We start from the raw sequence: 24,330 nt of genomic DNA on the forward strand, positions 1-24,330 counted from the left end.
CCTCGTTGTCAGTGCTCACCAGCCGACGCGCGGCGCTACCCGCACAGTCGCCGTGTCCTCGCCTCCGGCGGGAGACCGGCGCGCTCGTCCGCCGTGAACGCCCGGTCGCCGACGATGCGGCACAACTCCCGCCTCCACAGCTCGGGGTCGAGGACCAGGGCCTCGCCCGTGTCCACGGAAGCGCCTTGGAGCACGGTGCCGCCGTCCTCGCTCACGTCCAGGTAGGTGAGCCCGCCCGCCGGCACATCGTCGAACACGTACGAGTCGTCGTAGCCGCGTTCGCCGATCCGGTAGGTGCGTATGGCGTTGTCCGCGGCGAACAGGAAGCGGCCGTCGTCGAGGAAGACGGCGCGGTACGGGGCGGGAGTGATGTCGCCGGCCGTCCTCAGCGGGCCGATCACCCTGCGCGAGGGACGCCCGCGCCGCCACACCTCGACTCCGGTGTCAGGTCGCACGACCGCGAAGTACCGGCCTTCGGAGTCGAACTGGACGGAGAGGACCGCGCCTTCGGTGGGCACGCGGTCCGTGATCCGTCCGTCCGTGATGTCGACGACACGGATGCCGGGCCGTCCCCGCACGATCACGGAGACCTGGTTCCGGCCGGGGTACGGGGTGATCGCCATTGTCGCGTCGGGGTCGTCATCGGGGCGCAGCGCGGCGGCGTCGAAGCGGGCGGTCTGCCGGCCCGTGCGCGGGTCCCACTGCTGGACGACGGTGCCGGAGACGGTCAGCAGGTGGCCGGTGTGGTCGAAGTAGTAGCGGAACGCGTACTCCGGCCGGTGCCAGCTGAGTCCCCCGCTCGCGTCCAGGTCCCGGACCCACGGGGTGCGGGGGCGGGCCTTCGGAGGCCGGGCGGCGGTCACGGCGGCCACCTTCCGCAGCGTCGACGCGTCACGGACGACCACCGTGCTCCGGGACTCGCGGTCGGCGACGAGCCCGCCGGCGGCGTCGAGGACGGGCAGGTCGGTCTCCTCGGGCACCCAGTACGGCTTCGCGCGCGACGTCGACGCGAGGACGTGCCCGCTGCGCCGGGGGCCGGCCGGGCGCAGTTCCATCCGGGAGCCGTCCGCACGGACGAGGATCATCCGCTTCCCGTCGGGGGTCAGCCGCTGCTGACCGGCCTGCGGCAGCCGGTCGCCGTGGGCCAGGTCCACGAAGGCGATCAACGAGTCCTGCCAGCCCCCGTAGTAGAGCCTGCCGTGCGACTCGAGGAGCAGGGGCTCGGTCAGGAACTGCACCACGGTGGATTCCGGCATCGAGACGCTGGAGACCGTCTCGCCCCGCTCCAGATCCAGCAGCCGCACCTCGTCACCCCAGCGCAGCGCGACGCGCCGCCCGGTCGCGTCCACGGCGGCCACCGTGCACTGGTCCGTGGTGTAGGCCTCGTCCCGCTCACGATAGGGGCGGCCGATGCCGGCGCCGTCGGAGGTGCGGTACCGGCGGACGACGGACTGGCCGTTCTCCTCGCGGCACACGACCGCGGTGCGGCGGTCTCCGGACAGATGGATCTCCTGGGCGCCGGAGAGGGATCGCGTGGTACGGCCGGTCGCCATGTCGACGGACTCCAGGGCCTGCGCGCCCGTCCGCGTGTAGGCCGTCGCCAGCAGCGTCCGCCCGTCCGGAGCGAACCAGACCGCATCGGCCATGTCCTGGGGGGCGGGCAGGTCACCGGCGAGCGTACCGCTGTCCAGGTTCCACCACACCAGGCGGCCCCGGACCCGCGCGGCGAGCATGCGGCCGTCCACCGACATCGCGGGGCGCACCGAGGGGTCCCAGCTCACGCCGGTGCCCGGCGCGTCCGGCAGCCGGTGCACCGCGCCGAGCAGGTCTTGCGCGCCTGGTTCCACCTCGAACCACACGGCCCTGCCGTCCGCCTGGATGTAGGCGACGCGCCTGCCGTCCGCGGACACCGCGACGTCCATGACCTGCCCGGTCGCGGGCACCTGTGCGCTGCGGACCCGTCCGGACGTCGCGCCGACGTACAGGACGGCCCGGCCCAGTTCCGAGGTGGCCAGCACGACGTCGCCGTCCCCGCTGGCGGCGAGCTCCCGGACCGTGCCCAGTACGCCGGACAGCACCCGGTCGTAGCTCCGGTAGCGCAGGTACTGGCGGAGGAGTTCGTTGCGCGCCTCAGGCGTCGGCGCGGTCCGGTGGGCGGCGAGTGCCATGAGAACACCGAGGGCCGGTTCGGTGCCCGTGTCGTCCTCCGCCGCCAGGGCGAGGGCGCGGGACGCGGCCTGGGACGCGCGTTCCCGGCTCTCCTGGCGGGTGGCGTAGAACAACGACAGGGCGACCAGGACCAGCAGCACGACGAGGCTGACCGCCGAGAGCACGGCCCGGCGTCTGCGGACCCTCGCGCGGCGGTGGGCGCGGCCGGCGTCCAGATAGTGCCTCTCCGCGCCGGTCAGTTCGTTGCCGCGTTCGCTCAACCACTTTTCCGACTGGGCGAGTTGCAGGAGCGTCGGCAACAGCTCCGGGGCATGCCCGGCCTGCTCCCAGCGGACCATGTCCTGTTGCAGCGTGGCCCGCCACTCCAGGAAGGAGCGGTCCCGGCTGGTCCAGTCGGCCAGTCTGCGCCACCCACCGATCAGCGCCTCGTGAGCGAGTTCCACGGTCTCGGCGCCCCCGGCGTCGGCGCCGACGACCAGCAGCCTGGTCCCGGCCAGCCGTTGCGCCAGGCGCCACTCCTCGGCGTCCAGTTCGGTGCGCAGTGCCATCCGGCGGGTGGGCGCGGGCAGGCCGGCCGGGACCCTGACGAGCCGGGTGAACAGCCGCCTGGCCGCCTCCTCGTCCTCCGGCGGCACGCACTCGTCCCAGACCTGGTCGGCGTGATCACCCAACGCGCCCTGAACGCCGCCGAGTTCCTCGTACGCCCGGTGCGTCAGCAGGCCGCCCTCCTGCCGCTGCCACAGCAGGTCGAGGGTGAGGCCCAGGAGCGGCAGCTCACCCGGTCCCGGGCCGGTGTCGGTGAGGATGCGCTCGGCGAGGTTCGGCTCGTAGGACACACCGGGTACGGCCTCGACGGGTACGGTCACGATCTCGCGCAGCTTCTCCGGGGCCGGCGGGGCGAGCGCGTGCAGGTGTCCGCCGGTCTCGGGGCCGAACCGCGGATGGGCCAGCACCGGCTCCAGGAAGTCGGCACGCAGCGTGATCAGTACGCGGACGGTGTCGGGCAGGGTGTCGCCGGTGAGCAGGCCGGCGAACTCGTCGACGGCGTCCGGCTCCAGGGCGAGGACCTCCTCGAACTGGTCGACCACGACGAGCAGTCGGCTGCCGCGCCGGAGCTGGAGCAGTCGGGCCACCACGTCCACCGGGCCCTGGTTGCGCAGCAGTTCGGCGAGTTCCGCTGTCCGGCCGGGGTGCTCGGACTCGGGCAGACCGGGTTCCAGCAGCGGCAGCAGCGCCGCGGCGAAGGCGGCGAGCGGGCTGCTGCCGGGCGTCGGACGCAGGACCACCACCTGAGCGCCTTCCGCGCGCAGCCGGGGCACCACGCCGGCCAGGGCCAGTGACGACTTGCCGGATCCCGACGGTCCCACGACGGTGACCCGGCGCTCCGCGGCCAGTGCCCGTGCCACCTGGTCGCTCTCGGCCCGTCGGCCGTGGAAGATCGCCGCGTCCGTTTCCTGGAACGCCGACAGCCCGCGGAACGGCGACGGCGGCAGCGTGACCGCACGCAGCTCGGGCCGGGCGGCCACCAGCCCGCTGGTGGGGATCAGGTAACTGACCGGCGGCTGACCGGACTCGGCCACCGCCACCATGCCGACCACGCCCGACAACCGGCCGTCCCACACGGGCCCGCCGCTGAAACCCCGCGACACCGGATAGCCGGTACCGGCGAGATCGGCCTGCACCCAGCCGTCGGCCTGCCGCCCCCGCAGCACGCCCGCGTGCCAGACCCCACCGGGACGGCCGGCGGGCAGCCCGAACACCCGCACCGGGTGCCCCCACAGCTCGTCCGCGTCCACCAACCGCACCGGTGCCGCTCCCGGAAGCGGCGCCTCCAGCCGAAGCACGGCGACATCGGCGGACTCGGCGGACTCGGCGGACGCCGGGGATCCCCCGGCCGGCGCCCGCGGCGGCACCCAGTGCTCGACACCGGCCGTCGTCGCGGGCGGGCCGCCGTCGCGCTGCGCGGCGGGCACGAGGGGAAGGTCGACCTCGATACGGGCGGACGCGGGGGGCGGCGCGTCCCCCGTCGTGCCCAGGGCCGCGTGGACCACGTGCGCGCAGGTCAGGGCGAGCGTGTCGGAGACCAGGAAGGCGACGCCGACAGGCTGCCCGCGGCTGTCGCGGACCCGCAGCACGGCCGCGTCCAGGGACTGCGGATCCGGACCGCCCGTACGCCGGGGCGGTAACGCGGGCGCCGTCATCCCGCCGTGTCCGCCGCCGGTTCGCCGGACGACGGATTGCGCCAGGTCAGGGTGACCTTGAAGTTGGCCTGGCCGGTCGTACGGGAGATCACCACGTCCGCCTCGGCCGACAGGGACAGGCCGAACTCGACACCGATCTCGTCGGGTTGCCGTGCCATGTCACGGAATCCGTCGACGAAGTTCTCCGCGACCGGCCGGATCCCGGCGAGCATGTCGTTCAACGACCGGGTCGCCCGTGCCACGACCTGCCCGGGACGCGCGACCTGCACCAGCCCGTCCTCGACCTCCTCGATCTGGACCTTGACGATGCCGGCCGTGTCCGACGGAGCGGATCCCGTCCCCTCGCCGCCGGCCCCGGACACGGGCAACTCGACCAGATACGCCATGTCTCCCCCTTCACCACACCCACCCGCCACGGCAGCTCCGTACCCTACCGATCCGCCAGCGTGCTGTAACCGAACCATCGCAGAACATCACCGTTCCCACGCTCCTTCACATCCGGTGGCTCCCCGTCCGCACCCTGATGCCAGGGCCGGTCCTGCCGCAGGTCCATGGCGCACCACAGTGCGAAGAGGCCCTGCAGGCGAACGCGGCAGGCGCCGGTGGCACCGCGCCGGGCACCGGACCACGCGGCTCAGGCGTGGGCGACCCGCATGGTGATCTCGGCGATGCGCTCCGCGGAGAGGTCGGGCGGCAGGACCGGCTGGACGAGGTGACTGACCGTCAGGCGTACCACCGCTTCGACGGCCAGGTCCCGGGAGTGGGTGTCGATCTCGGGCCAGGCTTCCGCCGCGTAGACGGTGAGCATGCCGATGGCGCTGTCCAGCAGGGGCTCGGAGCGGGTCGTCAGGTGCGCGAGGAGGTCCTCGTCGCCGCCCCGGCTGCTGGTCAGGATGGCCTTGAGCAGTGAGTTGTCGGCCGCCGTGCGCAGGGTGTACCCGATGGCGGCGGTGATGGCGGCCCGCATGTCGTCGGGGTGGGCGAGGAGTTGGCCCTGTATGCCGGTGAGGAAGCGTTCCACCTCGCGCATCACCAGCGCCTGGCCGATGGCCGACTTGGAGCCGTACTCGTTGTAGACGGTCTGCCGGCTCACTCCGGCGGTGGTGGCGACATGGGTCATCTTCAGCCGGTCCCAGCCCTCGGCCGCGACCCGCTCGTAGGCGGCGTCCAGGATCCGTTCCTTCAGCAGGGAGCGGACCGACTCTCGATAGCGCGTCATCTCGCCCCCATCCTAACGAGCACCGTCCATTCTATTGACACTCCATTCAACACTGTCTAACTTCTGGACAGTTCTCGGCCAAAGTGTCCAATGAGGCAATGGAGGTGGGTCATGGCAGGGGCCGCTCATCCGCTCGGAGCGCCGGCGTCGCAGGTGACGTGGCGGGACGGCAAGCGCTACCTGTGGCTGCTCGGACTGGTGCTCCCCGCCTTCCCGTTCGCGGCGTGGGGACTGGCCGCGGCCACGGACGGCTGGTCCTGGTGGCTGCTGCCGCCGGTCGTCTTCGGCGTGATCCCGCTGGTGGACCTGATGGTCGGCAAGGACTCCGACAATCCGCCCGACAGCGTCCTCGCCTGGCTGGAGTCGGACCGGTACTACCGCTGGTGCACCTACCTGTTCCTGCCCCTCCAGTACGCCGGGCTGGTGCTGGCCTGCCTGCTGTGGTCCCACGGGGGCCTGTCGACCGTGGACAAGGCCGGGCTGACCGTCACCGTCGGCATCGTCGCTGGCTTCGGCATCAACACCGCGCACGAACTGGGCCACAAGAAGGAAGGGCTGGAACGCTGGCTGGCCCGGATCGCGCTCGCCCAGACCTGCTACGGGCACTTCTACATCGAGCACAACCGCGGCCACCACGTGCGGGTCGCCACCCCCGAGGACCCCGCGAGCTCCCGACTGGGCCAGTCCTTCTGGGAGTTCCTGCCCCGCTCGGTGTACGGCAGCGCCCGCTCGGGCTGGCGCCTGGAGAAGCAGCGGCTCGCCCGGCTGGGCAAGAGCCCGTGGAACCCGCACAACGACGTGCTCAGCGCGTGGGCGATGTCGGCGGTCCTCTTCGCCGCGCTCACCGCCGCGTTCGGGGTGGAGGTGCTGCCGTACCTGGCGGTCCAGGCGGTCATCGGCTTCTGCCTGCTGGAGGTCGTCAACTACCTGGAGCACTACGGGCTGCTGCGGCAGAAGACCGCCTCGGGCCGCTACGAGCGCTGCACCCCGCAGCACAGCTGGAACAGCGACGACATCGCCTCCAACATCTTCCTCTACCACCTGCAGCGGCACAGCGACCACCACGCCAACCCCACCCGCCGCTACCAGGCCCTGCGCCACTTCGAGGAGTCCCCGCAACTGCCCACCGGCTACGCGGGGATGATCCTCCTCGCCGTGGTCCCGCCGCTGTGGCGGCGCGTGATGAACCCCCGGCTCCTCTCCCACTACGACGGCGACGTCACCCGGGCCAACATCCACCCCCGCACCCGGGCCAGGGTCCTCGCCCGCCACGGGAGCCGCTGATGAGCCGCTACCTGTGCCCGGTCTGCGACTACGTGTACGACGAGCGTGCCGGCGCGCCCCGCGAGGGCTTCCCCGCCGGCACGGCCTGGGCCGACGTGCCCGACGACTGGCCCTGCCCCGACTGCGGGGTCCGCGAGAAGATCGACTTCGAGGAGCTGACGTGAAGGTCTGGGAATGCCAGGTGTGCGGTTTCGTCTACGACGAGGCGCTGGGCTGGCCCGAGGAGGGCATCGCCCCCGGCACCCGCTGGGAGGACATCCCGGACGACTGGTCGTGCCCCGACTGCGGTGCCGCCAAGGCCGACTTCCAGATGGCCGAGGCGTCCCGTGCCTGAGACGCCCCGGACCACGCCCCGCACCATCGTCGTGGTCGGCACCGGGATCGCCGGCGCGACCGCCGCGCTCACCCTGCGCGAGGAGGGCTTCGACGGCCGCGTCGTCCTGGTGGGCGAGGAACCCCACCCCCCGTACCGGCGTCCGCCCCTGTCCAAGGACCTCGTCAAGCGGGCCCTGACGCCCGAGCGGCTCCGCCTGAAGCCGCCGACGGCCTGGCAGGAGCTGGGCATCGAACTGCGCACCGGCACCAAGGTCACGGGCATCGTCGGCGGCGTCCTGGAATGCGCCGACGGAAGCCGACTGCCGTACGACCGGCTGCTGCTGGCGACCGGCGGCCGCGCCCGCACCCTGCCGTACGCGGCCGAGGACGACCACGTGCACACCCTGCGCCGCCTCGGCGACGTGCCCGCGCTCCGCGCCGACCTGGAGTCCGGCGGCCCGCTGCTGGTCGTCGGCGCGGGACTGCTCGGCCTGGAGGCCGCCGCGAGCGCCCGGGCGGCGGGCCTCGACGTCACCGTCCTGGAAGCCGCGGCGGAACCCCTTCGCCGGGTGCTGCCCGCCCGTCTGCGCCACGCCGTGCTGGACCTGCACCGGGCCCACGGCACCCAGGTGCACACCGGGGTCGCGCTCACCGGGCTCACCCGACGGGACGGCGTACTCGTCGCGACCGCCCGGGACGGACGGAGCTGGCACGCGCACACGGTGCTGGTCGCCGCCGGCCTGCGGCCCGACGTCGAACTGGCCGCCCGGGCGGGCCTGGACGTGGACGACGGCATCCTCGTCGACGCCCTCGGCACGACCAGCGACCCGCGCGTCTTCGCGGCGGGGGACGTGGCCCGGTATCCCGACCCGCACCTCGGACGACGGGTGCGCGTCGAGCAGTGGAACCACGCCCAGCAGCACGCCGCCGCCATCGCGCGGAACATGCTCGGCGCCGGGACACCGTTCACCGCGGTGCCGTGGTCGTGGACCGAGCAGTACGGCGTCATGCTGCAGATCGCCGGTCATTTCACCGACGCCGACTCCCTGGCGGTGCAGGGCGACATCGCCGACTTCGACTTCGCCGCCCTGGCGACCGCGGACGGACGCCCGGTGGGAGCCGTGGCGGCCGGCAGACCCCACGACTTCCGCTCCCTGCGCACGGTCCTCGACCGCCATGCGGGCACCCCACCCCGGACCGCGGCCCACACACCGACGGTCCTCCCGCACGCCGTCCTCACGGGCGGACGCCCGGAGGCCGCGGGCACCGCCGGACCGCCCACTGCCGCCGGGTGATGCCCTGCCCGCCGGGTGATGCCCTGCCCGGCGGGTGATGCCCTGCCCGGCGGTGATCACCTCGGCCGCCGTGCTCGTCGAGGTGATCCGTCCCCGGATGAATGACGCCGCGCTGAAACGGACGCTGTCCCGGCTGCACGGTGGCAGCGGCGTGAACGAGGCGGCGCGGCGGGTGCCGGTGAGAGGCGCCGCCCGTGAACGTTCGCAAGCCCAAGCGCAGCGGTGCACCCTGGAGGACATGGATTCCGGGCAGCGACGCTTCGCCGGCCCCGGGCAGCCGTGGCAGCCCAGTCACACGCTGCTGCTGATTCCGGTCGCGCTCATCGTCCTGATCGCGGTCGCGGACATCGTGACCCCGAGCGACATCGTCCTCGGCCCCCTGCTGGTGATCGCGCCCGCGCTCACCGCCTGGTTCGCGGGCCCCTGGATCACGGGTGGCGTCGGGGCCCTGGCGGTGGCGGCCCAGGCGTTCATCGGCTGGCACTCCGGCCAGCTGTCCTCGCGGCGCGTGATCGTGCAGATCGCCGCCCTGCTGGTGCTCACGTCCCTGATCGTGGTCCTGTGCGCGCTACGCGACCGGCACAGACTCCAGCTGGCCCAGGTGCGGTCGGTCGCCGAGGCCGCACAGCACGTCCTGCTGTGGCCACTGCCGAGCCGGCTCGGCCCGCTGCAGCTGGCCTGTCTCTACCTGGCCGCGGAGGAGGAGGCCGAGATCGGCGGCGACCTGTACGCCGCCGCCCGCACCGACCGCGCGGCCCGCGTGATGATCGGTGACGTGCGGGGCAAGGGCCTGTCCGCCATCGGCGAGGCCGCCCTCCTGCTCGGCGCCTTCCGCGAGGCCGCCCACCAGCACGCCGCCCTGCCCGAACTGGCCGCCGCCCTGGAGCGGAGCATCACCCGCTACCTCGCCGACTTCGAACCCGACGACGAGACGGGCGAACGCTTCGTCACCGCGCTCCTGCTGGAGATCCCCGACGACGAGCCCGTCGTCCGCATGACCAGTTGCGGCCACCTCGCCCCGCTGCTGCTCGGACCCGGCGACGCAGTGACCGTCCCGGACCTCACCCCCGCTCCCCCGCTCGGCGTCGGCCTGACGGACCCCGGCGACCGCACCCTGGACGTGCTGCCGTTCGGCTCCGCGGACACCCTGCTCCTGTACACCGACGGGATCGTCGAGGCCCGCGACCGCGACGGCGTCTTCTACCCTCTCGCGCAGCGCATCGCCCAGTGGGCCGGCAGCACTCCCCAGGCCCTCCTCCACCACCTCCACCGCGACCTGCTCGCCCACACCGCCGGACGCCTCGCCGACGACGTCGCCCTCATCGCCGTCCGCCGCACCCCCGCCCCGCACTCCGGCCACCACCTCGGCCGACCGGCCGGCCCGGCGCGTTCCACCCCTGCGGAGCCACCGGACCACCGCTCCGAACTGCCGCCGTGATCCGGTCGGTGAGGTGGGCGTGGACCGCAGCGTCGGTCTGTGGACAGATCGCGTCGTCCGTCTCATCCCCTCCGGCGGCGGACCCGCCGGGGTGCCCGAGCGCGCCTTTCAGTCAACCAGGATGCGGCGAGGAGGACGGGCAGGGCCGTCCCGATCAGCAGTGCGCAGCCGGTGAACGCGCTCGCCAGGAAATGGCCGCCCACCCGCGCCACACCTTGGTAGTAGCCGACCACGACGGCCATCAGCAGCAGGTAGCCGCCGACGGCGGTGCCGGCCACCTTGCGGATCAGGGCGGGCCAGCCCCGTGCACCGGGGGGCGCGGGAACGGGCCGTCGCGCGCCTCGGCGCAGCAGGCGCAGGCCGAGCGCGAGGCACCCCATGACCAGCAGATAGCCGACCAGCATGAGGGTGACGTCCAGGCGGAGCGGGATCAGGGCAGGTCTCTCCCCCGGCGGACGGCTGGATCCGGACTGATCCGGACTGATCCGAGTCTCACTGTCCGTCCCGGAGCAGGAAGTGCCACCCGCGGACGAAGGCGTGCCAGCCGAACCACAGCCACAGCGCGAACAGCGCCCACCGGCCCGCCGGAAAGCGCATGACTGCTCGCAGGGCGTCGCTGAGGGTGGGGAACGCGTCGCCGGCCCGCAGCAGGCCGATCCCCTCCCAAGCGAACAGGGCGCCGAACAAGACCGCCCAGACCAGATAGCCGGCCAACGGATGCTTCACCACCGAGACCTCCTTGACGCATGCATCCCCGTCCGGCCGCCGTCCGCCACGGTTCCGCCTCGGCAACCGCCCGTGCGGACGGTCGCCCGTGGGCTGAGACCGCGAGGGGGAAAGTGTTGCGCCGGGTGGCGCAGCCGCGGTCGGGGGCGGGCCTGGCCGGCGGGTAGTGCTCGTCGGGTGAACACCTTTCCGGGAGAGGGGCTGCGATGGCCGACGGACCGACGTACCCGGGGCTTGCCCTGTCCGCCCCCGTGGATCTGAGCGGCGCCGGACATTACCTCCACTGGGGCGTGGTGCAGATCTCGGTCGCGAACCTCGTGGTCTTCGCCCTGATGGTGACCGTCTTCGTGCTGGCGCTGCTGCTGCCCTTCCCGCGTGGCCGGCGGCAGCGGTGAGCGGCGTGACGCGCGAGGGCTCCCGGGGTCCGGACGACCGCGCGGGCGGGTGGACGGGTGCCGTGCGGCGGCGCGCCCTGCGCGCGTTTCCCCCGGAGAGGCTGCTGCCCACCACCCAGCCGGAGTACGTGGCCTCCTGGATCTACGTGTTCGGCGTCCTCACGCTCTCCGGCCTGGTGGTCGTCGTCCTCACCGGCTGCGTGCTCGCCCTCAGGGGCCCTGCCTGGTGGCACGTCTCGGACGTCGGGAGGTACGTCAACAGCCTGCACCTGTGGAGTGTGGAACTGTTCATGTTCTTCATGATCGTCCACCTGTGGGGGCAGTTCTTCATGGCGGCCTGGCGCGGGCGCCGGGCGCTCACCTGGATCATCGGGGCGGTGGTCCTCCTCGTCTCGATGGGTACCGCCTTGACCGGCTATCTGGTGCAGCAGAACTTCGACTCCCAGTGGATCGCGGACCAGGCCAAGGACGGCCTGAACTCGGTGGGGGTCGGTGCCTGGTTCAACGTCCTCGACTTCGGCCAGATGTTGATGTGGCACATCGTGCTGCTGCCCCTGACCGTGTCCGTGCTGGCGGCGTGGCACATCCTGCTGGTGCGGCTGCGCGGGGTGGTGCCACCCATCGGGGCCACACCCGAGCCGGTCCCCGCCGAACCCGCCGAGTCCGTGGGACCGGTGGGACCCAAGGGACCCGCGGGACCCGTGGGACCCGTGGGAGGAGGTGGCGCCGGATGACCGGACGGCGGGGCCGCCCGCATCGGAGCAGCAGCCGCCGAGCGCCGGTCCCTGATCCGGATTCGTTCCCGCAACGACCGTACGACCTGGTCATGGAGTTCACCGGCGCGCTGGTGGTGACCGTTCTGCTCACCGCCGGCCTCGCGGCGGTCTTCTCCTCACCCGACGAAAAGCCGGTCACCCTGGCGCGCTGGGCGAGGGCCGCGCCGGCCGACTTCACCGCCACCGCCACCGCCGAACTGGGCCGTACCAGTGGCACGGCGCGCTACGGCCCCCCGTACAACGACACACCCGGCGCCGGACAGAAGATCGGTCCGGTGAGCCTTCAGCGCGCCGCCGGGGTGACCATCCCGATCGACACCGCACGCGACTTCGTGCTCCGTCCGCTGGCCGAGGCGCCGGAACCCCCTGCCGTCGCCACGGCGCTGGCCACCTGGCACGCCGCCTCCGCCGCGCGGCAGCGGCAGTGGGCCGGCGCCTACGCCGACGCGCTCGGGAAGGCTCCGGGAGGCGAGCCGGCCAGGGTCCCGCCAGGGGACTACGGGCCCGTACCGGCCCTGACGGCGCGCCTGCTGGAACTGGCCCGGGCGGGCGCACTCGACGGCCGGCTGCGGACTGCGGGCCGCTTCTACCAGACGGACTACACCAAGCCGCTGCTCTTCCTCGGCGACAGCTCGTACCTGGAGCACCAGGCCCGCGCCGGGCATCTGGCCAGTGACCAGTGGGGGATGATGAACGAGACGGGCGACTGGCCCGGCCAGCCCTGGCTGGGGCTGTACACGTTTTGGTATCAAGTCGAGCCGTTCAGCAGCTCGGGCAACGTCGATGCCCTGGTCTGGGCCCTGATGGGGCTGCTCAGCCTGGTGTTCGTCCTGTTGCCGTTCGTCCCGGGCGTCCGCTCCATCCCGCGGTGGATCGGCGTCCACCGCCTCGTCTGGCGCGACTACTACCGCGCGCACCGGCCGGACCGGCCGGACCGGAGCAGTGAATGACCGGTGCCGTCACGGATTGCCCTGTCTGCTGCGGGCGTCGGCCTCGGCCACCGAGGCACGCCCACGGAGTCCGGATGTCCATCGCGGGGAGCTGGATGCCTGCCTGGCTGAGGGCGTGGGCGAGGGCGTCACGGGCGGCGAGGGCCTCCTGCACGGTCGTGGTCGTGGTCGTGGTGCCGGTGGTGCTGGTGCTCGTCGCGCTGTGCGGGTGGGGCGGTGTGGGGGGCATGAGAGTCCTCGTCGGTCAGTGCTGCGGATTTGATGGCCCGGCTACGCACGGCGTCATTACGCTGCGCAGTTCGGGTGTCACCAGAATGTGCCGGCGCCTGACCGGCCAGGCTGTGGACAGGTTCGTGCTTCCCCGCGCAGCCGAGGTGTTTGCCACATCTTCCACATCGTCCGCGTGAGCGCCTCGGAGGGAGCCCGGCCGTATGCCGCCGTAACCGCCCGGTTCGCGGTGCCGGTATCGTCCGGTCTCCCGACCTGCCCTACCAGCGGCCGACGTTCAGGAAGCGACGCACATGACCAGCCGGCGAGCAACGACGACCCTGTGGCGCCCTACCGGCCCCAAGGAGCTGGATCTGGTGCGGGGGCTGAACTGGCGTGCGTGGCCGCCCCGGTTGCCCGAGCAGCCGATCTTCTACCCGGTCCTCGACGAGGACTACGCGATCAGGATCGCGCGGGACTGGAACGTGAAGCAAGACGGCGCCGGTTTCGTCACTCGCTTCGAGGTCGAGTCGGAATTCCTGAGCCGGTATCCCGTCCAGCAGGCGGGTGGGCGGACGATCCTCGAACTCTGGGTCCCCGCCGAGGAGCTGGACGACGTCAACGCGCACATCGTCGGAGAGATCCAGGTGGTCCACGAGTTCCGCTGAGGCGGACAAGCCTGCTGACAGGGCTCGTTGCCGCTCGGGCTCCAGCTGCTTGGCGCCCGCCCCGCACACCGGGCACGCGAACGGCCGCCCGGCGCCCGTGCCCGGCGCCCGCCACCTCCAGGAGGCCCCATGAGCTCCGGGCCCGCCCTCGCCGCCACCGCCCCGCCGGCCCGGCTCGCCCCGCCGGCCCACCTCGCTCCGCCGGCCCGGCTCGCCCCGCCGGCCCCGGGCGTCTGCGACCTCTGGTTCCTGCCCGTCCGTCACCGCCCCGCCTGGGTACCGCTGCTGTCCTCCCGGGAACGCGACCGTCTCACCCAGCTCGGCGCCACCCCCTCGGGCGCCTCCCTGGTGACCTCCCGCGCCGCGCAACGCCTCGTCACCGCCCGCTATCTCGGCGTCCCCCCGGAGACCGTGCACCCGGTCCGCGGCTGCGAGCGCTGCGACCACCCCTCGCACGGCCGGCCCCGCGTCCCCGGCGCTCCCTTCGACTACTCGGTCTCCCACTGCGAGGAGTGGCTCCTGATCGCCGTGGTCGGCTCGGGGCGCGTCGGCGCGGACCTGGACACCGTCGGCCCGCACCGCGACGTGGAGGGTCTCGCGCGTACCGCCCTCACCTCCGCCGAGCACCGCGCCCACCTCGGGCTCCCCGAGAAGGCCCGCCGGGCCGCCTTCCTCACCGCGTGGGCCCGCAAGGAAGCCGCCGTCAAGCTCACCGGGCACGGCCTCGCCGCCCCGCCCGTCCTCGTCGACGTCGCCGGCCCCCGGGCCACCGCGCCGCGCGTCCCCGACTGGCCCCGCTCCGCCCCCTGGCTGACCGACCTCCCGGCACCGCCCGGCCACGCCGCTGCCCTCGCCACCTCCGAACCGCTGACCGCCCTCCGGCACCGCGCCGAGGCCCTGGACCTCTGACGCGGTGCCGTCATCCGGTGGTCCGGATCAGCAGATCAGTGGATCAGTGGATCAGCGGATCAGCGGATCACGAACGTCATCACGCTCCGAGCGGGAAGCGTGGCGGTGAAGGAGCCGTTCGACACGCCGGCCGTGCCCTGCGACGCGACGTTCCTGCTCGCGTCGGTCAGCCAGGACGAGACGGCGGACCCGGCGCCGTTCGACAGGGTGAACTGCTGACTCACCGCGGCGGTCGCCTTGTTGACGGCGACGACGACCGTGGAGCCGTCGCCCCGGTACGCCGAGACGTAGACGTTCGACGCCGGCTGCGCCGTCGCCTCGACCCGCACGTACCCGGGCCGGACGAACCTGGCGAAGTGCGCCATCATGGCGCCGCGCTTGCTGATGTTGCCGTCCTCGCGCATCGGGCCGTAACTGCGCCGGATGTACCACCAGATGTACGCCTGGAACCCGCCCTCCACCATGGCGCGGTGGAGGTGCTCCCCCACGTCGAGCGCCTGGGGCCAGAGGTCAGCCGAATCCGTGCTGTTGGGGTAGTAGACCTCCGTCATCCACAGTTCCCTGCCCGCGCCCTTCTGCTGGAAGAGGGGGTAAGGGAAGTTCGCGTACGGCGTGCCGTAGAGATGGGTGCCGATCACGTCCACGTTGGCGAGCGCCGCCGGGTCGTTGAGGACCGGGTCCGTCGTGCTCCTGAGGTACTGGAAGGACTCCGGCGCGATGACCCTGGTGCCGATCGAGCCGGCGTTCTCCCGCAGGAACCGGACCATTTCGGTGGGGGTCCACCACGTCCAGTCGTACGCGTAGTCGGGCTCGTTCTGCACCGATATGCCGTACAGGTTCACGCCGTTGTTCCGCAGGTAGGTGGTGAAGTCGTTCAGGTGCTGGGCGTAGGCGCCGTACATGTCGTACCTGAGACGCCGCGCGGCGGTCTGGCTCCCGCGGACGAACGTCTCGACCATGGAGGCGGGCGGGTTCCACGGCGACGCGATGACGCTCACGCCGAGTTCGGCCGCGCGCTTCGCCGTCGCCAGATCGCGGCTCCAGTTCGCCCGGTCCTCCGGCACGGGGATCCTCAGCAGGGAGAATCCCAGCCGTCCGTCGCCGGTGCCGAACGCCGTGTCCCGCTGGGCCGCCGTCAGGTCGCCGGCCCAGGCCGCGTGACTCATGCCGCCGAAGCCCCGGATCGTCTGCCGCGTCGCCGACGGATCGACGACCGCCGCGGCGGCGGCCGTCACGGCCGCGGCGGCGGCCGTCACGGCCGCGGCGCCGGAGGCCGCGGCGCCGGAGGCCCCCACGACCGACGCCGCGGCCGTGAGCACGGGCAGGGCCCCCATCGTCGCCAGGACGGCCCTCCGGCTCGGCGCTCTCCGCTCCCCGCTCACGGGCTCGTTCCGACTCTGCGTCATGTCCCCTCCTCTTGGCTGCTGGTCCTGCCCCGGACCTATGGGAGCGCTCCCATCGACGGGAACGACTGCACACGTGCCTTTTCCTGCGGGAGGTACTGTTCAGGCGTCGCCCCGGCCCGCTCGTCGGCTCGGCAGCGCGGGCGCCTCCGTTCGACATCACGAACGGCGTCCGAGTGGTGGACTTCTGGAAAGTTAACGAGGCCACGCAGCATGGTCAACCCCCGCGCATCGCCGACCGCGAGACCGGGCCGACGGGCGCCCGGGGTCTTCAGGACGTGGACGGCGTCGGCAGGTCCTGGTGTTCCGGTCGCCGCTTGGGGGCCGTCGGCACGGCGAGCACCATGGTCAGGCCGCCGCCGGGCGTGTCTTCGGCGGTGAGCGTGCCGCCGACGGCCTCGGCGAAGCCGCGCGCGACGGCCAGGCCGAGGCCGACGCCGAGACCGCGGGGCGAGTCGCCGTACCGCTGGAAGGCTTCGAAGATGCGGTCCTTCGCCTCGTCCGGGACCCCGGGGCCGCGGTCGACGACCCGTACCTCGACCCGGTCGGCGAGGGCGCTCGCCGACACGAGGACCTTTTCGCCCGCCGGGCTGTACTTGACGGCGTTCTCGACGATGTTGGCGACGGCTCGCTCCAGCAGGCCCCGGTCGACGTGGACCATGGGCAGCGTCTCGGGGATGTCGAGTTCCACACCCGTCTCGGGCACGCCGCCGAGTGCCATGGGCACGACCTCGTCGAGGTCGGTCTCGCGGATGATGGGTGTCACCGTGCCCGTCTGCAGGCGGGACATGTCCAGCAGGTTGCCGACGAGGTGGTCGAGCCGGTCGGCGCCTTCCTCGATGGCCTCCAGGAGCTCTGCCTGGTCCTGTTCGGACCACTCGACGTCGTCGGAGCGCAGTGAGGACACGGCGGCCTTGATGCCGGCGAGCGGGGTGCGCAGGTCGTGGCTGACGGCGGCGAGCAGGGCGGTGCGGATGCGGTTGCCCTCGGCCAGTTCCTTGGCCCGGTCGGCCTCCAGCTGCAGGCGCCGGCGTTCCAGGACGACCGCGGCCTGCGCGGCGAACGCGGCCAGCACCCGGCGGTCGGCGGCGGGCAGCACCCGGCCGCGCAGGGACAGTGCCATGTGGTCGCTGACGGGGACGTCGACGTCCGCGTCCTCCGGGATCTTCGCGGGCCGGGGTCCCACACTGCCGGCGCAGGTCCAGGGAGCGGTCTCGCCGGTTCGCTCCAGCAGGGCCACCGATTCCATGCCGAAGGTCTCGCGGACCCGTTCCAGCAGCGCCTCCAGCGTGGTCTCGCCGCGCAGGACGTGTCCGGCGAGGAAGGAGAGGATCTCCGACTCGGCACGCAGACGGGCGGCCAGATGGGTGCGGCGGGCGGCGAGGTCCACCACCGAGGCCACCGACACGGCGACGCCGACGAAGATCGCGATGGCGAGGATGTTCTGCGGGTCGGCGATCGTCAGGGTGTGCGTGGGCGGGGTGAAGTACCAGTTGAGCAGCAAGGAGCCGGCCATCGCCGAGGCCAGCGCCGGGAGGAGCCCGCCCAGCAGGGCCGCCGCCACCGTCAGGGCCAGGAACAGCAGCATGTCGTTGGCGAGGCCGATGTCCGAAGTGGCGCCGATGAGGAGCCCGGTGAGCAGGGCCGGGCCGAGCAGACCGACGAGCCAGCCCCAGATGACCCGGGACCGTCCCAGGCGCGCTCCGCGCGCCATCGGCAGTCCGCGGCCCTTGCCCGCCGCGTCGTGCGTGATGAGATGGACGTCGAGATCGGGGCCGGACTCGCGGGCGACCGTGGCGCCGACTCCGGGGCCGAAGACGTACTGCCAGTTCTTGCGCCGGGAGACACCCAGCATGATCTGGGTGGCGTTGGCGCCCCGGGCGAAGTCGAGCAGGGCGGCCGGGATGTCGTCGCCGACGACGTGGTGGAAGGTGCCGCCGAGGTCCTCGACCAGGGTGCGCTGGAGGGCCAGTTCCTTCGGGGAGGCGGCGGTGAGGCCGTCGCTGCGGGAGATGTAGACGGCCATGAGCTCACCGCCGGCGCCCTTCTCCGCCAGCCGTGCGGCCCGCCGGACCAGGGTGCGCCCCTCGGGGCCGCCGGTCAGGCCCACCACGATCCGCTCACGCGAGCCCCAGATGGTCGTCACGTGGTGTTCGCTGCGGTACTCCTTCAGGTACTCGTCGACCCGGTCGGCCACCCACAGCAGCGCCAGTTCCCGCAGCGCGGTCAGGTTCCCGGGCCGGAAGTAGTTGGACAGGGCCGCGTCGACCTTGTCCGGCCGGTAGATGTTGCCGTGCGCCATGCGCCGCCGCAGCGCCTCCGGTGACATGTCGACCAGTTCGATCTGGTCGGCCCGGCGTACGACCTCGTCGGGGACGGTCTCCCGCTGCCGCACCCCGGTGATCGATTCCACCACGTCGCCGAGCGACTCCAGGTGCTGGATGTTGACGGTGGCGACGACGTCGATGCCGGCGGCGAGCAGTTCCTCCACGTCCTGCCAGCGCTTGGTGTTGCGGGAACCGGGGACGTTGGTGTGGGCGAGTTCGTCGACCAGGGCGACGGCGGGGGCACGCCGCAGGACACCGTCGAGGTCCATCTCGGTGAAGACGCTTCCCCGGTACTCGATCTCCTTGCGCGGCACCTGCTCCAGGCCGTGCAGCATCACTTCGGTGCGTGGCCGGTGATAGTGCTCGACGAAGGCGACCACGCAGTCGGTGCCCCGCTCGATGCGGCGGTGTGCCTCCGACAGCATGGCGTAGGTCTTGCCGACGCCGGGGGCCGCGCCGAGGTAGATCCGTAGCTTGCCGCGCGCCATGTCAGCCTTCGAAGCGATAGCCCATGCCGGGCTCGGTGATCAGGTAGCGGGGGTGGGAGGGGTCCGTCTCCAGTTTGCGGCGCAACTGGGCCATGTAGACGCGCAGATAGTTGGTCTTGTTGCTCTGGGGAAAGCCCCACACCTCCTGGAGGAGGTACTTCTGCGTGATCAGCCGGCCCGGATTGGTCACCAGGATCTCCAGCAGGTGCCACTCGGTAGGGGTCAGCCGGACGTCCCGCCCGTCCCGGACGACCTTCTTGGCGAGCAGGTCGATGTGGAAGTCCTCCGTCTCGACCAGGGCCGTCTCGGGAGTGATCGGCGCTTCCTCGGTCCGCCGGACGGCGGCCCGCAGCCGGGCCAGCAGTTCGTCCATGCTGAAGGGCTTGGTGACGTAGTCGTCGGCCCCGGCGTCCAGCGCGGCCACCTTCTCGTCGGACGCCTGCCGGGCGGACAGCACCAGGATCGGCACCCGGCTCCAGCCCCGCAGGCCCTTGATGACGTCGACACCGTCCATGTCGGGCAGGCCGAGGTCGAGCAGGATCACGTCGGGCTGACGCGCGGCGGCGAGCCGGAGTGCGGTGGCCCCGTCGGGGGCGGCGTCCACGCCGTAGTGACGTGCCTGCAGGTTGATGACGAGGGCCCGGACGAGCTGCGGGTCGTCCTCCACCACGAGCACCCGGGTCATGGCTGTGCCTTTCCTGTCGTACGTCGTGCCGTCCTCGCTGCGAGCGCGGCGACCGGCTCCATGGCGGCGGGAGCCGACGGAACCGGCATGCGCTCCGGGCCGTCGGCTGCCGTGTGGATGCCCGAGGCCCTCAGTGCTTCGACACGAGGTCCTCGAGCGCGATGTTGAGTTCCAGGACATTGACCCGGGGCTCGCCGATGAAGCCCAGGGTACGGCCCGTGGTGTGGTCCCTGACCAGCTTCTCCACCCGTGCGGCGGACAGGCCGTTGCGCGCGGCGACGCGGCGGACCTGGAGTTCGGCGTAGGCCGGGGAGATGTCCGGGTCGAGGCCGGAGCCCGATGAGGTGACGGCGTCGGCGGGGACGTCCGACGCCTTGACGGTGTATCCGGACACGGAGTTGTCCCGGACGACCGCGGCCTTGGCGTCCCGCACCTGCCCGATGAGGGTCCGGTCATCGGCGGACAGGTTGGTGGCACCGGAAAGGACCAGCCTGTACCGGGTGTTGAGGGTGTTGCTGCCGAGCCCGTTCGCCGGGCGGCCCTGGAACCATTTCAGGTCCGGGTCCGGGGTGTCCTGGCCCTTCTTCAGCGGCAGGTCGTACGGCTGCCCGATGAGGGACGATCCGACGACCCTGCCGTCCGCCTCGACCGCGGAGCCGTTGGCCCTGCCGTGGAACAGCCCCTGGGCGATGCCGGTGACGACCAGCGGGTAGACGACGCCGGTGACCAGCGTCAGCGCGAGAAGAGCGCGCAGGCCCGCCCCGAGCAACCGGGCGGTGTTCGTTACGGAGTTGTTCATGGTGATCAGCACGCCTTTGAGAAGTCACAGCCCGGGGACGATGGAGACGAGCAGGTCGATGATCTTGATGCCGATGAAGGGCGCGATCAGTCCGCCGATGCCGTAGAGGACGAGATTGCGCCGGAGCATCCTGTCGGCGCTCATCGGCCGGTAGCGCACGCCCTTCAGGGAGAGCGGCACCAGCGCGACGATGATCAGCGCGTTGAAGACGACGGCCGACAGGATCGCGGAGTCCGGCGAGGACAGCTGCATGATGTTCAGCTTGTCCAGGCCCGGGTGGACCGCCGCGAACAGCGCCGGGATGATCGCGAAGTACTTCGCGACGTCGTTGGCGATGGAGAACGTCGTCAGCGCGCCGCGAGTGATGAGGAGCTGCTTGCCGATCTCCACGATCTCTATCAGCTTCGTCGGGTCGGAGTCGAGGTCGACCATGTTGCCGGCCTCCTTGGCGGCCGACGTACCGGTGTTCATCGCCACGCCGACGTCCGCCTGGGCCAGGGCCGGCGCGTCGTTGGTCCCGTCACCGGTCATCGCGACCAGCCTGCCGCCCGCCTGCTCCCGCTTGATGAGAGCCATCTTGTCCTCGGGCGTGGCCTCCGCGAGGAAGTCGTCCACGCCCGCCTCCTCGGCGATCGCCTTCGCGGTCAGCGGATTGTCGCCGGTGATCATCACGGTCCTGATGCCCATGCGGCGCAGCTCCTCGAACCGCTCCCGCATGCCGTGCTTGACGACGTCCTTGAGGTGGACGACGCCGAGCACGCGGGCGCCCTTGTCGTCGTGGACGGCGACCAGCAGCGGGGTGCCACCGGCCTCGGAGATGCGGCCGGCCGTGCCGTCCGCGTCCTCGGCGACCGTTCCGCCCCTCTCCTCGACCCAGGAGACGACCGACCCGGCCGCGCCCTTGCGGATGCTGCGCCCGGCGACGTCCACACCGGACATTCGGGTCTGGGCGGTGAACTCGATCCACTCGGCGCCGACGAGCTCGCCCTGGTGGCGTTCGCGCAGCCCGTACCTCTCCTTGGCCAGTACGACGATGGAGCGGCCCTCGGGCGTCTCGTCCGCGAGGGACGACAGCTGGGCCGCGTCGGCGACCTCTGCCTCGGTGGTGCCCTTCACCGGGACGAACTCGGCGGCCCGCCGGTTGCCGAGGGTGATGGTGCCGGTCTTGTCCAGCAGCAGTGTGGAGACGTCACCGGCGGCCTCGACCGCCCGGCCCGACATCGCCAGCACGTTGCGCTGCACCAGGCGGTCCATGCCCGCGATGCCGATCGCGGACAGCAGGGCGCCGATCGTGGTCGGGATCAGGCAGACCAGCAGTGCCACCAGCACGACCGTCGTCAGGTGCGTGCCGGCATGGTCGGCGAGTGGCGGCAGGGTGGCGCAGGCCAGCAGGAACACGATGGTCAGCGAGGCCAGCAGGATGTTCAGCGCGATCTCGTTCGGCGTCTTCTGCCGGGCGGCGCCCTCGACCAGGTTGATCATCCGGTCGATGAAGGTCTCGCCCGGCCTTGTCGTGATCTTGATGACGATCCGGTCGGACAGCACCTTCGTGCCACCGGTCACCGCGGACCGGTCACCGCCGGACTCGCGGATGACCGGGGCGGACTCGCCGGTGATCGCCGACTCGTCCACCGAGGCGACGCCCTCGACGACGTCACCGTCACCCGGGACGATGTCGCCGGCCTCGCAGACCACCAGGTCGCCGATGGTCAGCGCGGTGCCGGGGACCTGCTCCTCCGACGTGCCGCCGGTGAGCAGCCGACGGGCGACGGTGTCGGTCCTGGCCTTGCGCAGGGTGTCGGCCTGGGCCTTGCCCCGGCCCTCGGCGACCGCCTCCGCCAGGTTGGCGAACACGACGGTCAGCCACAGCCAGGCGCTGATGGTCCAGCCGAACCAGTCGCCCGGGTGCCGGCAGGAGAAGACCGTGGTCAGCACGGAGCCGATCCACACCACGAACATCACGGGCGACTTGACCATCACCCGCGGGTCGAGCTTGCGGAAGGCTTCCGGCAGCGACTTGAGCAGCGCCCTGGGGTCGAAGAGGCCGGCTGCGACACGGCCCTCGGCGGGCTTGTGCCCGGTGGGTGCGTCCTGGTGGGGCGCAAGGGTGGGAGTGGACATCGCGTTGTCGTGGCTTTCCGTTCGCATCGTCATGACGCCAGCCCCTCGGCCAGCGGGCCCAACGCGAGGGCCGGGAAGTACGTCAGACCGGTGATGATCAGGATGGCGCCGACGAGCAGGCCGGTGAACAGCGGTTTCTCGGTGCGCAGGGTGCCGGCGGTCACCGGGACCGGCCTCTGTCCGGCGAGCGAGCCGGCCAGCGCCAGTACGAAGATCATGGGCAGGAAGCGGCCGAGGAGCATCGCCAGCCCGGTCGTCGTGTTGAACCAGTCGGTGTTCGCGTTCAGGCCGGCGAAGGCCGAGCCGTTGTTGTTCGCGGCGGACGTGAACGCGTACAGCACCTCGGACAGGCCGTGCGCACCGGAGTTGAGCATCGAGTGCGGCGGGGTCGGCAGCGCCATGGAAGCCGCCGTGAAGACCAGCACCAGGGCGGGGGTGATGAGGATGTAGCAGGCGGCGAGCTTCATCTCGCGGGCGCCGATCTTCTTGCCCAGGTACTCGGGCGTGCGGCCCACCATCAGACCGGCGATGAACACCGCGATCACCGCCATGATCAGCATGCCGTAGAGGCCGGATCCGGTGCCGCCGGGGGCGATCTCGCCCAGCATCATGCCCAGCATGGCGATCCCGCCGCCGAGGCCGGTGAAGGACGAGTGGAAGGAGTCCACCGCACCGGTCGACGTCAACGTCGTCGACACCGCGAAGATCGACGAGCCGCCCACGCCGAAGCGGACCTCCTTGCCCTCCATCGCACCGCCCGCCGCCTGCAGCGCCGGGCCGTGGTGGGCGAACTCCGTCCACATCATCAGCGCGACGAAGCCCAGCCAGATGGTGAACATCGTGGCGAGGATCGCGTAACCCTGCTGCACGCTGCCGACCATCACGCCGAAGGTGCGGGTCAGCGAGAACGGGATCACCAGGATCAGGAAGATCTCGAAGAGATTGGTGAAGGGCGTCGGGTTCTCGAACGGGTGAGCGGAGTTGGCGTTGAAATAGCCGCCGCCGTTGGTTCCCAGCTCCTTGATGGCCTCCTGCGAGGCGACCGCGCCGCCGTTCCACTCCTGCGAGCCGCCCATGAACTGGCCAACCTCGTGGATCCCGGAGAAGTTCTGGATGACCCCGCAGGCGACGAGGATCAGCGCGGCGACCGCCGCGCCCGGCACCAGGATCCGCAGCGTGCCGCGCACCAGGTCGGACCAGAAGTTGCCCAGCTCGCCCGTGCGGGAGCGGGCGAAACCGCGCACCAGTGCCACCGCGACGGCCATGCCCACGGCGGCGGAGACGAAGTTCTGCACGGCCAGACCGGCGGTCTGCACGACGTGCCCCATGGTCTGCTCGCCGGCGTAGGACTGCCAGTTGGTGTTGGTCACGAAGGACACGGCCGTGTTGAACGACTGCGCCGGGCTGACCGAGGAGAAGCCGAGCGAGCCGGGCAGGACGCCCTGGAGACGCTGCAGCAGGTAGAGGAAGAGGACGCCGACGGCGGAGAAGGCGAGGACACCGCGCAGATAGGCGGGCCAGGTCATCTGGGTGTCGGGATCGGCGCCGATGGCCCGGTAGATCCAGTGCTCGACGCGCAGGTGCCGCTTCGAGGAGTAGACCCGGGCGAAGTAGGCGCCGAGGGGGGCGTGGACGAGCGCCAGCGCGCCCACGAGGGCGAGCAGCTGGAGCACGCCGGCGAATGCGGGACCCATGTCGGCGCTCAGAACCTCTCCGGGAAGAGCAGGGCGAGGACGAGATATCCCAACAGGGCGACGGCCGTGGCCAGGCCGACGGCGTTCTCGGCGGTCACAGCTTCGTCACCCCCTTGGCGACGAGAGCCACCAGCGCGAAACCGGCGAGCACGGTGACGACGAAGGCCAGATCGGCCATCGCGGACTCCTGGAGTGAGGTTCGAACGGAACGGACGGTCAGAGAAAACCGCCTTCGCGGCCGGGTCAGGACGTCCGTTGACG

22 protein-coding genes are annotated in these 24,330 nt (G+C 71.9%); 10 read left to right on the forward strand and 12 right to left on the reverse strand.

Annotated features, from left to right (window positions below; translation table 11 throughout):
• Nucleotides 1-35 precede the first annotated feature (35 nt).
• The 3 genes from ACH4ZX_RS04080 to ACH4ZX_RS04090 all read right to left on the reverse strand — a co-directional run bounded on the left by ACH4ZX_RS04080 (nucleotide 36) and on the right by ACH4ZX_RS04090 (nucleotide 5,589).
• Complete coding sequence (locus ACH4ZX_RS04080; protein WP_398267119.1) at nucleotides 36-4,370, reverse strand: trypsin-like peptidase domain-containing protein; 4,335 nt, start codon at nucleotides 4,368-4,370, stop codon at nucleotides 36-38.
• Nucleotides 4,367-4,756, reverse strand: a complete 390-nt coding sequence (locus tag ACH4ZX_RS04085) for a CU044_2847 family protein (protein WP_351886667.1) — start codon at nucleotides 4,754-4,756, stop codon at nucleotides 4,367-4,369. The genes ACH4ZX_RS04080 and ACH4ZX_RS04085 overlap by 4 nt, the downstream gene beginning before the upstream one ends.
• A gap of 248 nt (nucleotides 4,757-5,004) precedes the next feature.
• Nucleotides 5,005-5,589: a TetR family transcriptional regulator gene (locus ACH4ZX_RS04090; protein ID WP_398267122.1), complete on the reverse strand. Its 585-nt coding sequence runs from the start codon at nucleotides 5,587-5,589 to the stop codon at nucleotides 5,005-5,007.
• A gap of 111 nt (nucleotides 5,590-5,700) precedes the next feature.
• On the opposite strand from ACH4ZX_RS04090, the gene ACH4ZX_RS04095 reads away from it, so the two are divergent.
• From ACH4ZX_RS04095 to ACH4ZX_RS04115, 5 genes are all read left to right on the forward strand, one after another.
• Nucleotides 5,701-6,873, forward strand: coding sequence for an alkane 1-monooxygenase (locus ACH4ZX_RS04095; protein WP_398267125.1), 1,173 nt, complete (start codon nucleotides 5,701-5,703; stop codon nucleotides 6,871-6,873).
• The gene (locus ACH4ZX_RS04100; protein ID WP_351886659.1) at nucleotides 6,873-7,037 is read left to right on the forward strand and encodes a rubredoxin; all 165 of its coding nucleotides are present in this window, start codon (nucleotides 6,873-6,875) and stop codon (nucleotides 7,035-7,037) included. The genes ACH4ZX_RS04095 and ACH4ZX_RS04100 overlap by 1 nt, the downstream gene beginning before the upstream one ends.
• On the forward strand, nucleotides 7,034-7,207 hold the full coding sequence (locus tag ACH4ZX_RS04105; protein WP_398267129.1) for a rubredoxin: 174 nt from the start codon (nucleotides 7,034-7,036) through the stop codon (nucleotides 7,205-7,207). The genes ACH4ZX_RS04100 and ACH4ZX_RS04105 overlap by 4 nt, the downstream gene beginning before the upstream one ends.
• Entirely contained in the window at nucleotides 7,200-8,483 is a 1,284-nt protein-coding gene (locus ACH4ZX_RS04110; protein WP_398267132.1) for an NAD(P)/FAD-dependent oxidoreductase, read from the forward strand. The genes ACH4ZX_RS04105 and ACH4ZX_RS04110 overlap by 8 nt, the downstream gene beginning before the upstream one ends.
• A 238-nt stretch (nucleotides 8,484-8,721) precedes the next feature.
• Nucleotides 8,722-9,921 (forward strand): PP2C family protein-serine/threonine phosphatase, encoded by a 1,200-nt coding sequence (locus ACH4ZX_RS04115; RefSeq protein WP_398267135.1) that lies wholly within the window; start codon nucleotides 8,722-8,724, stop codon nucleotides 9,919-9,921.
• Between the two features lie 62 nt (nucleotides 9,922-9,983).
• On the opposite strand, the gene ACH4ZX_RS04120 is transcribed toward ACH4ZX_RS04115, so the two are convergent.
• Nucleotides 9,984-10,325, reverse strand: coding sequence for a DUF6256 family protein (locus ACH4ZX_RS04120; RefSeq protein WP_398267138.1), 342 nt, complete (start codon nucleotides 10,323-10,325; stop codon nucleotides 9,984-9,986).
• A gap of 88 nt (nucleotides 10,326-10,413) precedes the next feature.
• A complete protein-coding gene (locus ACH4ZX_RS04125; RefSeq protein WP_398267141.1) occupies nucleotides 10,414-10,650 on the reverse strand; it encodes a DUF6186 family protein in 237 nt (78 codons plus the stop codon).
• A 203-nt stretch (nucleotides 10,651-10,853) separates the two neighbouring features.
• Between ACH4ZX_RS04125 and ACH4ZX_RS04130 the strand changes: the two genes are divergently transcribed.
• From ACH4ZX_RS04130 to ACH4ZX_RS04150, 5 genes are all read left to right on the forward strand, one after another.
• Complete coding sequence (locus tag ACH4ZX_RS04130; protein ID WP_398267144.1) at nucleotides 10,854-11,042, forward strand: hypothetical protein; 189 nt, start codon at nucleotides 10,854-10,856, stop codon at nucleotides 11,040-11,042.
• Nucleotides 11,043-11,047: 5 nt separating this feature from the next.
• Nucleotides 11,048-11,776, forward strand: a complete 729-nt coding sequence (locus tag ACH4ZX_RS04135; protein ID WP_398267146.1) for a cytochrome b N-terminal domain-containing protein — start codon at nucleotides 11,048-11,050, stop codon at nucleotides 11,774-11,776.
• Between the two features lie 92 nt (nucleotides 11,777-11,868).
• Nucleotides 11,869-12,768 (forward strand): hypothetical protein, encoded by a 900-nt coding sequence (locus tag ACH4ZX_RS04140; protein WP_398267149.1) that lies wholly within the window; start codon nucleotides 11,869-11,871, stop codon nucleotides 12,766-12,768.
• 521 nt (nucleotides 12,769-13,289) lie between these two features.
• Nucleotides 13,290-13,643, forward strand: a complete 354-nt coding sequence (locus ACH4ZX_RS04145; RefSeq protein ID WP_398267152.1) for a hypothetical protein — start codon at nucleotides 13,290-13,292, stop codon at nucleotides 13,641-13,643.
• Between the two features lie 129 nt (nucleotides 13,644-13,772).
• Nucleotides 13,773-14,552: a 4'-phosphopantetheinyl transferase family protein gene (locus ACH4ZX_RS04150; protein ID WP_398267155.1), complete on the forward strand. Its 780-nt coding sequence runs from the start codon at nucleotides 13,773-13,775 to the stop codon at nucleotides 14,550-14,552.
• A 59-nt stretch (nucleotides 14,553-14,611) separates the two neighbouring features.
• Here the strand turns inward: ACH4ZX_RS04150 and ACH4ZX_RS04155 are convergent, their stop codons facing one another.
• The 7 genes from ACH4ZX_RS04155 to kdpF form a co-directional block, all read right to left on the reverse strand.
• A complete protein-coding gene (locus ACH4ZX_RS04155) occupies nucleotides 14,612-15,958 on the reverse strand; it encodes a glycoside hydrolase family 30 beta sandwich domain-containing protein (RefSeq protein ID WP_398267158.1) in 1,347 nt (448 codons plus the stop codon).
• Nucleotides 15,959-16,226: 268 nt separating this feature from the next.
• Nucleotides 16,227-18,770, reverse strand: a complete 2,544-nt coding sequence (locus tag ACH4ZX_RS04160) for an ATP-binding protein (RefSeq protein ID WP_398267161.1) — start codon at nucleotides 18,768-18,770, stop codon at nucleotides 16,227-16,229.
• Nucleotide 18,771: 1 nt separating this feature from the next.
• On the reverse strand, nucleotides 18,772-19,455 hold the full coding sequence (locus tag ACH4ZX_RS04165) for a response regulator (RefSeq protein WP_398267164.1): 684 nt from the start codon (nucleotides 19,453-19,455) through the stop codon (nucleotides 18,772-18,774).
• 130 nt (nucleotides 19,456-19,585) lie between these two features.
• Complete coding sequence (locus tag ACH4ZX_RS04170; protein ID WP_398267167.1) at nucleotides 19,586-20,254, reverse strand: potassium-transporting ATPase subunit C; 669 nt, start codon at nucleotides 20,252-20,254, stop codon at nucleotides 19,586-19,588.
• A 24-nt stretch (nucleotides 20,255-20,278) separates the two neighbouring features.
• Complete coding sequence (kdpB, locus tag ACH4ZX_RS04175) at nucleotides 20,279-22,408, reverse strand: potassium-transporting ATPase subunit KdpB (protein WP_398267170.1); 2,130 nt, start codon at nucleotides 22,406-22,408, stop codon at nucleotides 20,279-20,281.
• Complete coding sequence (gene kdpA, locus ACH4ZX_RS04180; RefSeq protein WP_398267173.1) at nucleotides 22,405-24,069, reverse strand: potassium-transporting ATPase subunit KdpA; 1,665 nt, start codon at nucleotides 24,067-24,069, stop codon at nucleotides 22,405-22,407. Before kdpA ends, kdpB begins: the two co-directional genes overlap by 4 nt.
• A gap of 8 nt (nucleotides 24,070-24,077) precedes the next feature.
• Complete coding sequence (kdpF, locus tag ACH4ZX_RS04185; RefSeq protein WP_360748174.1) at nucleotides 24,078-24,167, reverse strand: K(+)-transporting ATPase subunit F; 90 nt, start codon at nucleotides 24,165-24,167, stop codon at nucleotides 24,078-24,080.
• Nucleotides 24,168-24,330: the final 163 nt, after the last annotated feature.

The organism is Streptomyces sp. NPDC020490, assembly GCF_044335305.1.
GTDB lineage: Bacteria > Actinomycetota > Actinomycetes > Streptomycetales > Streptomycetaceae > Streptomyces.

Bases quoted from the DNA above. Each gene is read 5' to 3' on its own strand.
- ACH4ZX_RS04095 (WP_398267125.1), top strand. From the start codon at position 5,701: ATGGCAGGGGCCGCTCATCCGCTCGGAGCGCCGGCGTCGCAGGTGACG.
- ACH4ZX_RS04150 (WP_398267155.1), top strand. From the start codon at position 13,773: ATGAGCTCCGGGCCCGCCCTCGCCGCCACCGCCCCGCCGGCCCGGCTC.
- ACH4ZX_RS04170 (WP_398267167.1), bottom strand. From the start codon at position 20,254: ATGAACAACTCCGTAACGAACACCGCCCGGTTGCTCGGGGCGGGCCTG.
- ACH4ZX_RS04145 (WP_398267152.1), top strand. From the start codon at position 13,290: ATGACCAGCCGGCGAGCAACGACGACCCTGTGGCGCCCTACCGGCCCC.
- ACH4ZX_RS04080 (WP_398267119.1), bottom strand. From the start codon at position 4,370: ATGACGGCGCCCGCGTTACCGCCCCGGCGTACGGGCGGTCCGGATCCG.
- ACH4ZX_RS04130 (WP_398267144.1), top strand. From the start codon at position 10,854: ATGGCCGACGGACCGACGTACCCGGGGCTTGCCCTGTCCGCCCCCGTG.
- ACH4ZX_RS04140 (WP_398267149.1), top strand. From the start codon at position 11,869: ATGGAGTTCACCGGCGCGCTGGTGGTGACCGTTCTGCTCACCGCCGGC.
- ACH4ZX_RS04120 (WP_398267138.1), bottom strand. From the start codon at position 10,325: ATGCTGGTCGGCTATCTGCTGGTCATGGGGTGCCTCGCGCTCGGCCTG.
- ACH4ZX_RS04115 (WP_398267135.1), top strand. From the start codon at position 8,722: ATGGATTCCGGGCAGCGACGCTTCGCCGGCCCCGGGCAGCCGTGGCAG.
- ACH4ZX_RS04090 (WP_398267122.1), bottom strand. From the start codon at position 5,589: ATGACGCGCTATCGAGAGTCGGTCCGCTCCCTGCTGAAGGAACGGATC.
- ACH4ZX_RS04085 (WP_351886667.1), bottom strand. From the start codon at position 4,756: ATGGCGTATCTGGTCGAGTTGCCCGTGTCCGGGGCCGGCGGCGAGGGG.
- ACH4ZX_RS04155 (WP_398267158.1), bottom strand. From the start codon at position 15,958: ATGACGCAGAGTCGGAACGAGCCCGTGAGCGGGGAGCGGAGAGCGCCG.
- kdpB (WP_398267170.1), bottom strand. From the start codon at position 22,408: ATGACGATGCGAACGGAAAGCCACGACAACGCGATGTCCACTCCCACC.
- ACH4ZX_RS04165 (WP_398267164.1), bottom strand. From the start codon at position 19,455: ATGACCCGGGTGCTCGTGGTGGAGGACGACCCGCAGCTCGTCCGGGCC.
- kdpA (WP_398267173.1), bottom strand. From the start codon at position 24,069: ATGGGTCCCGCATTCGCCGGCGTGCTCCAGCTGCTCGCCCTCGTGGGC.
- ACH4ZX_RS04160 (WP_398267161.1), bottom strand. From the start codon at position 18,770: ATGGCGCGCGGCAAGCTACGGATCTACCTCGGCGCGGCCCCCGGCGTC.
- ACH4ZX_RS04100 (WP_351886659.1), top strand. From the start codon at position 6,873: ATGAGCCGCTACCTGTGCCCGGTCTGCGACTACGTGTACGACGAGCGT.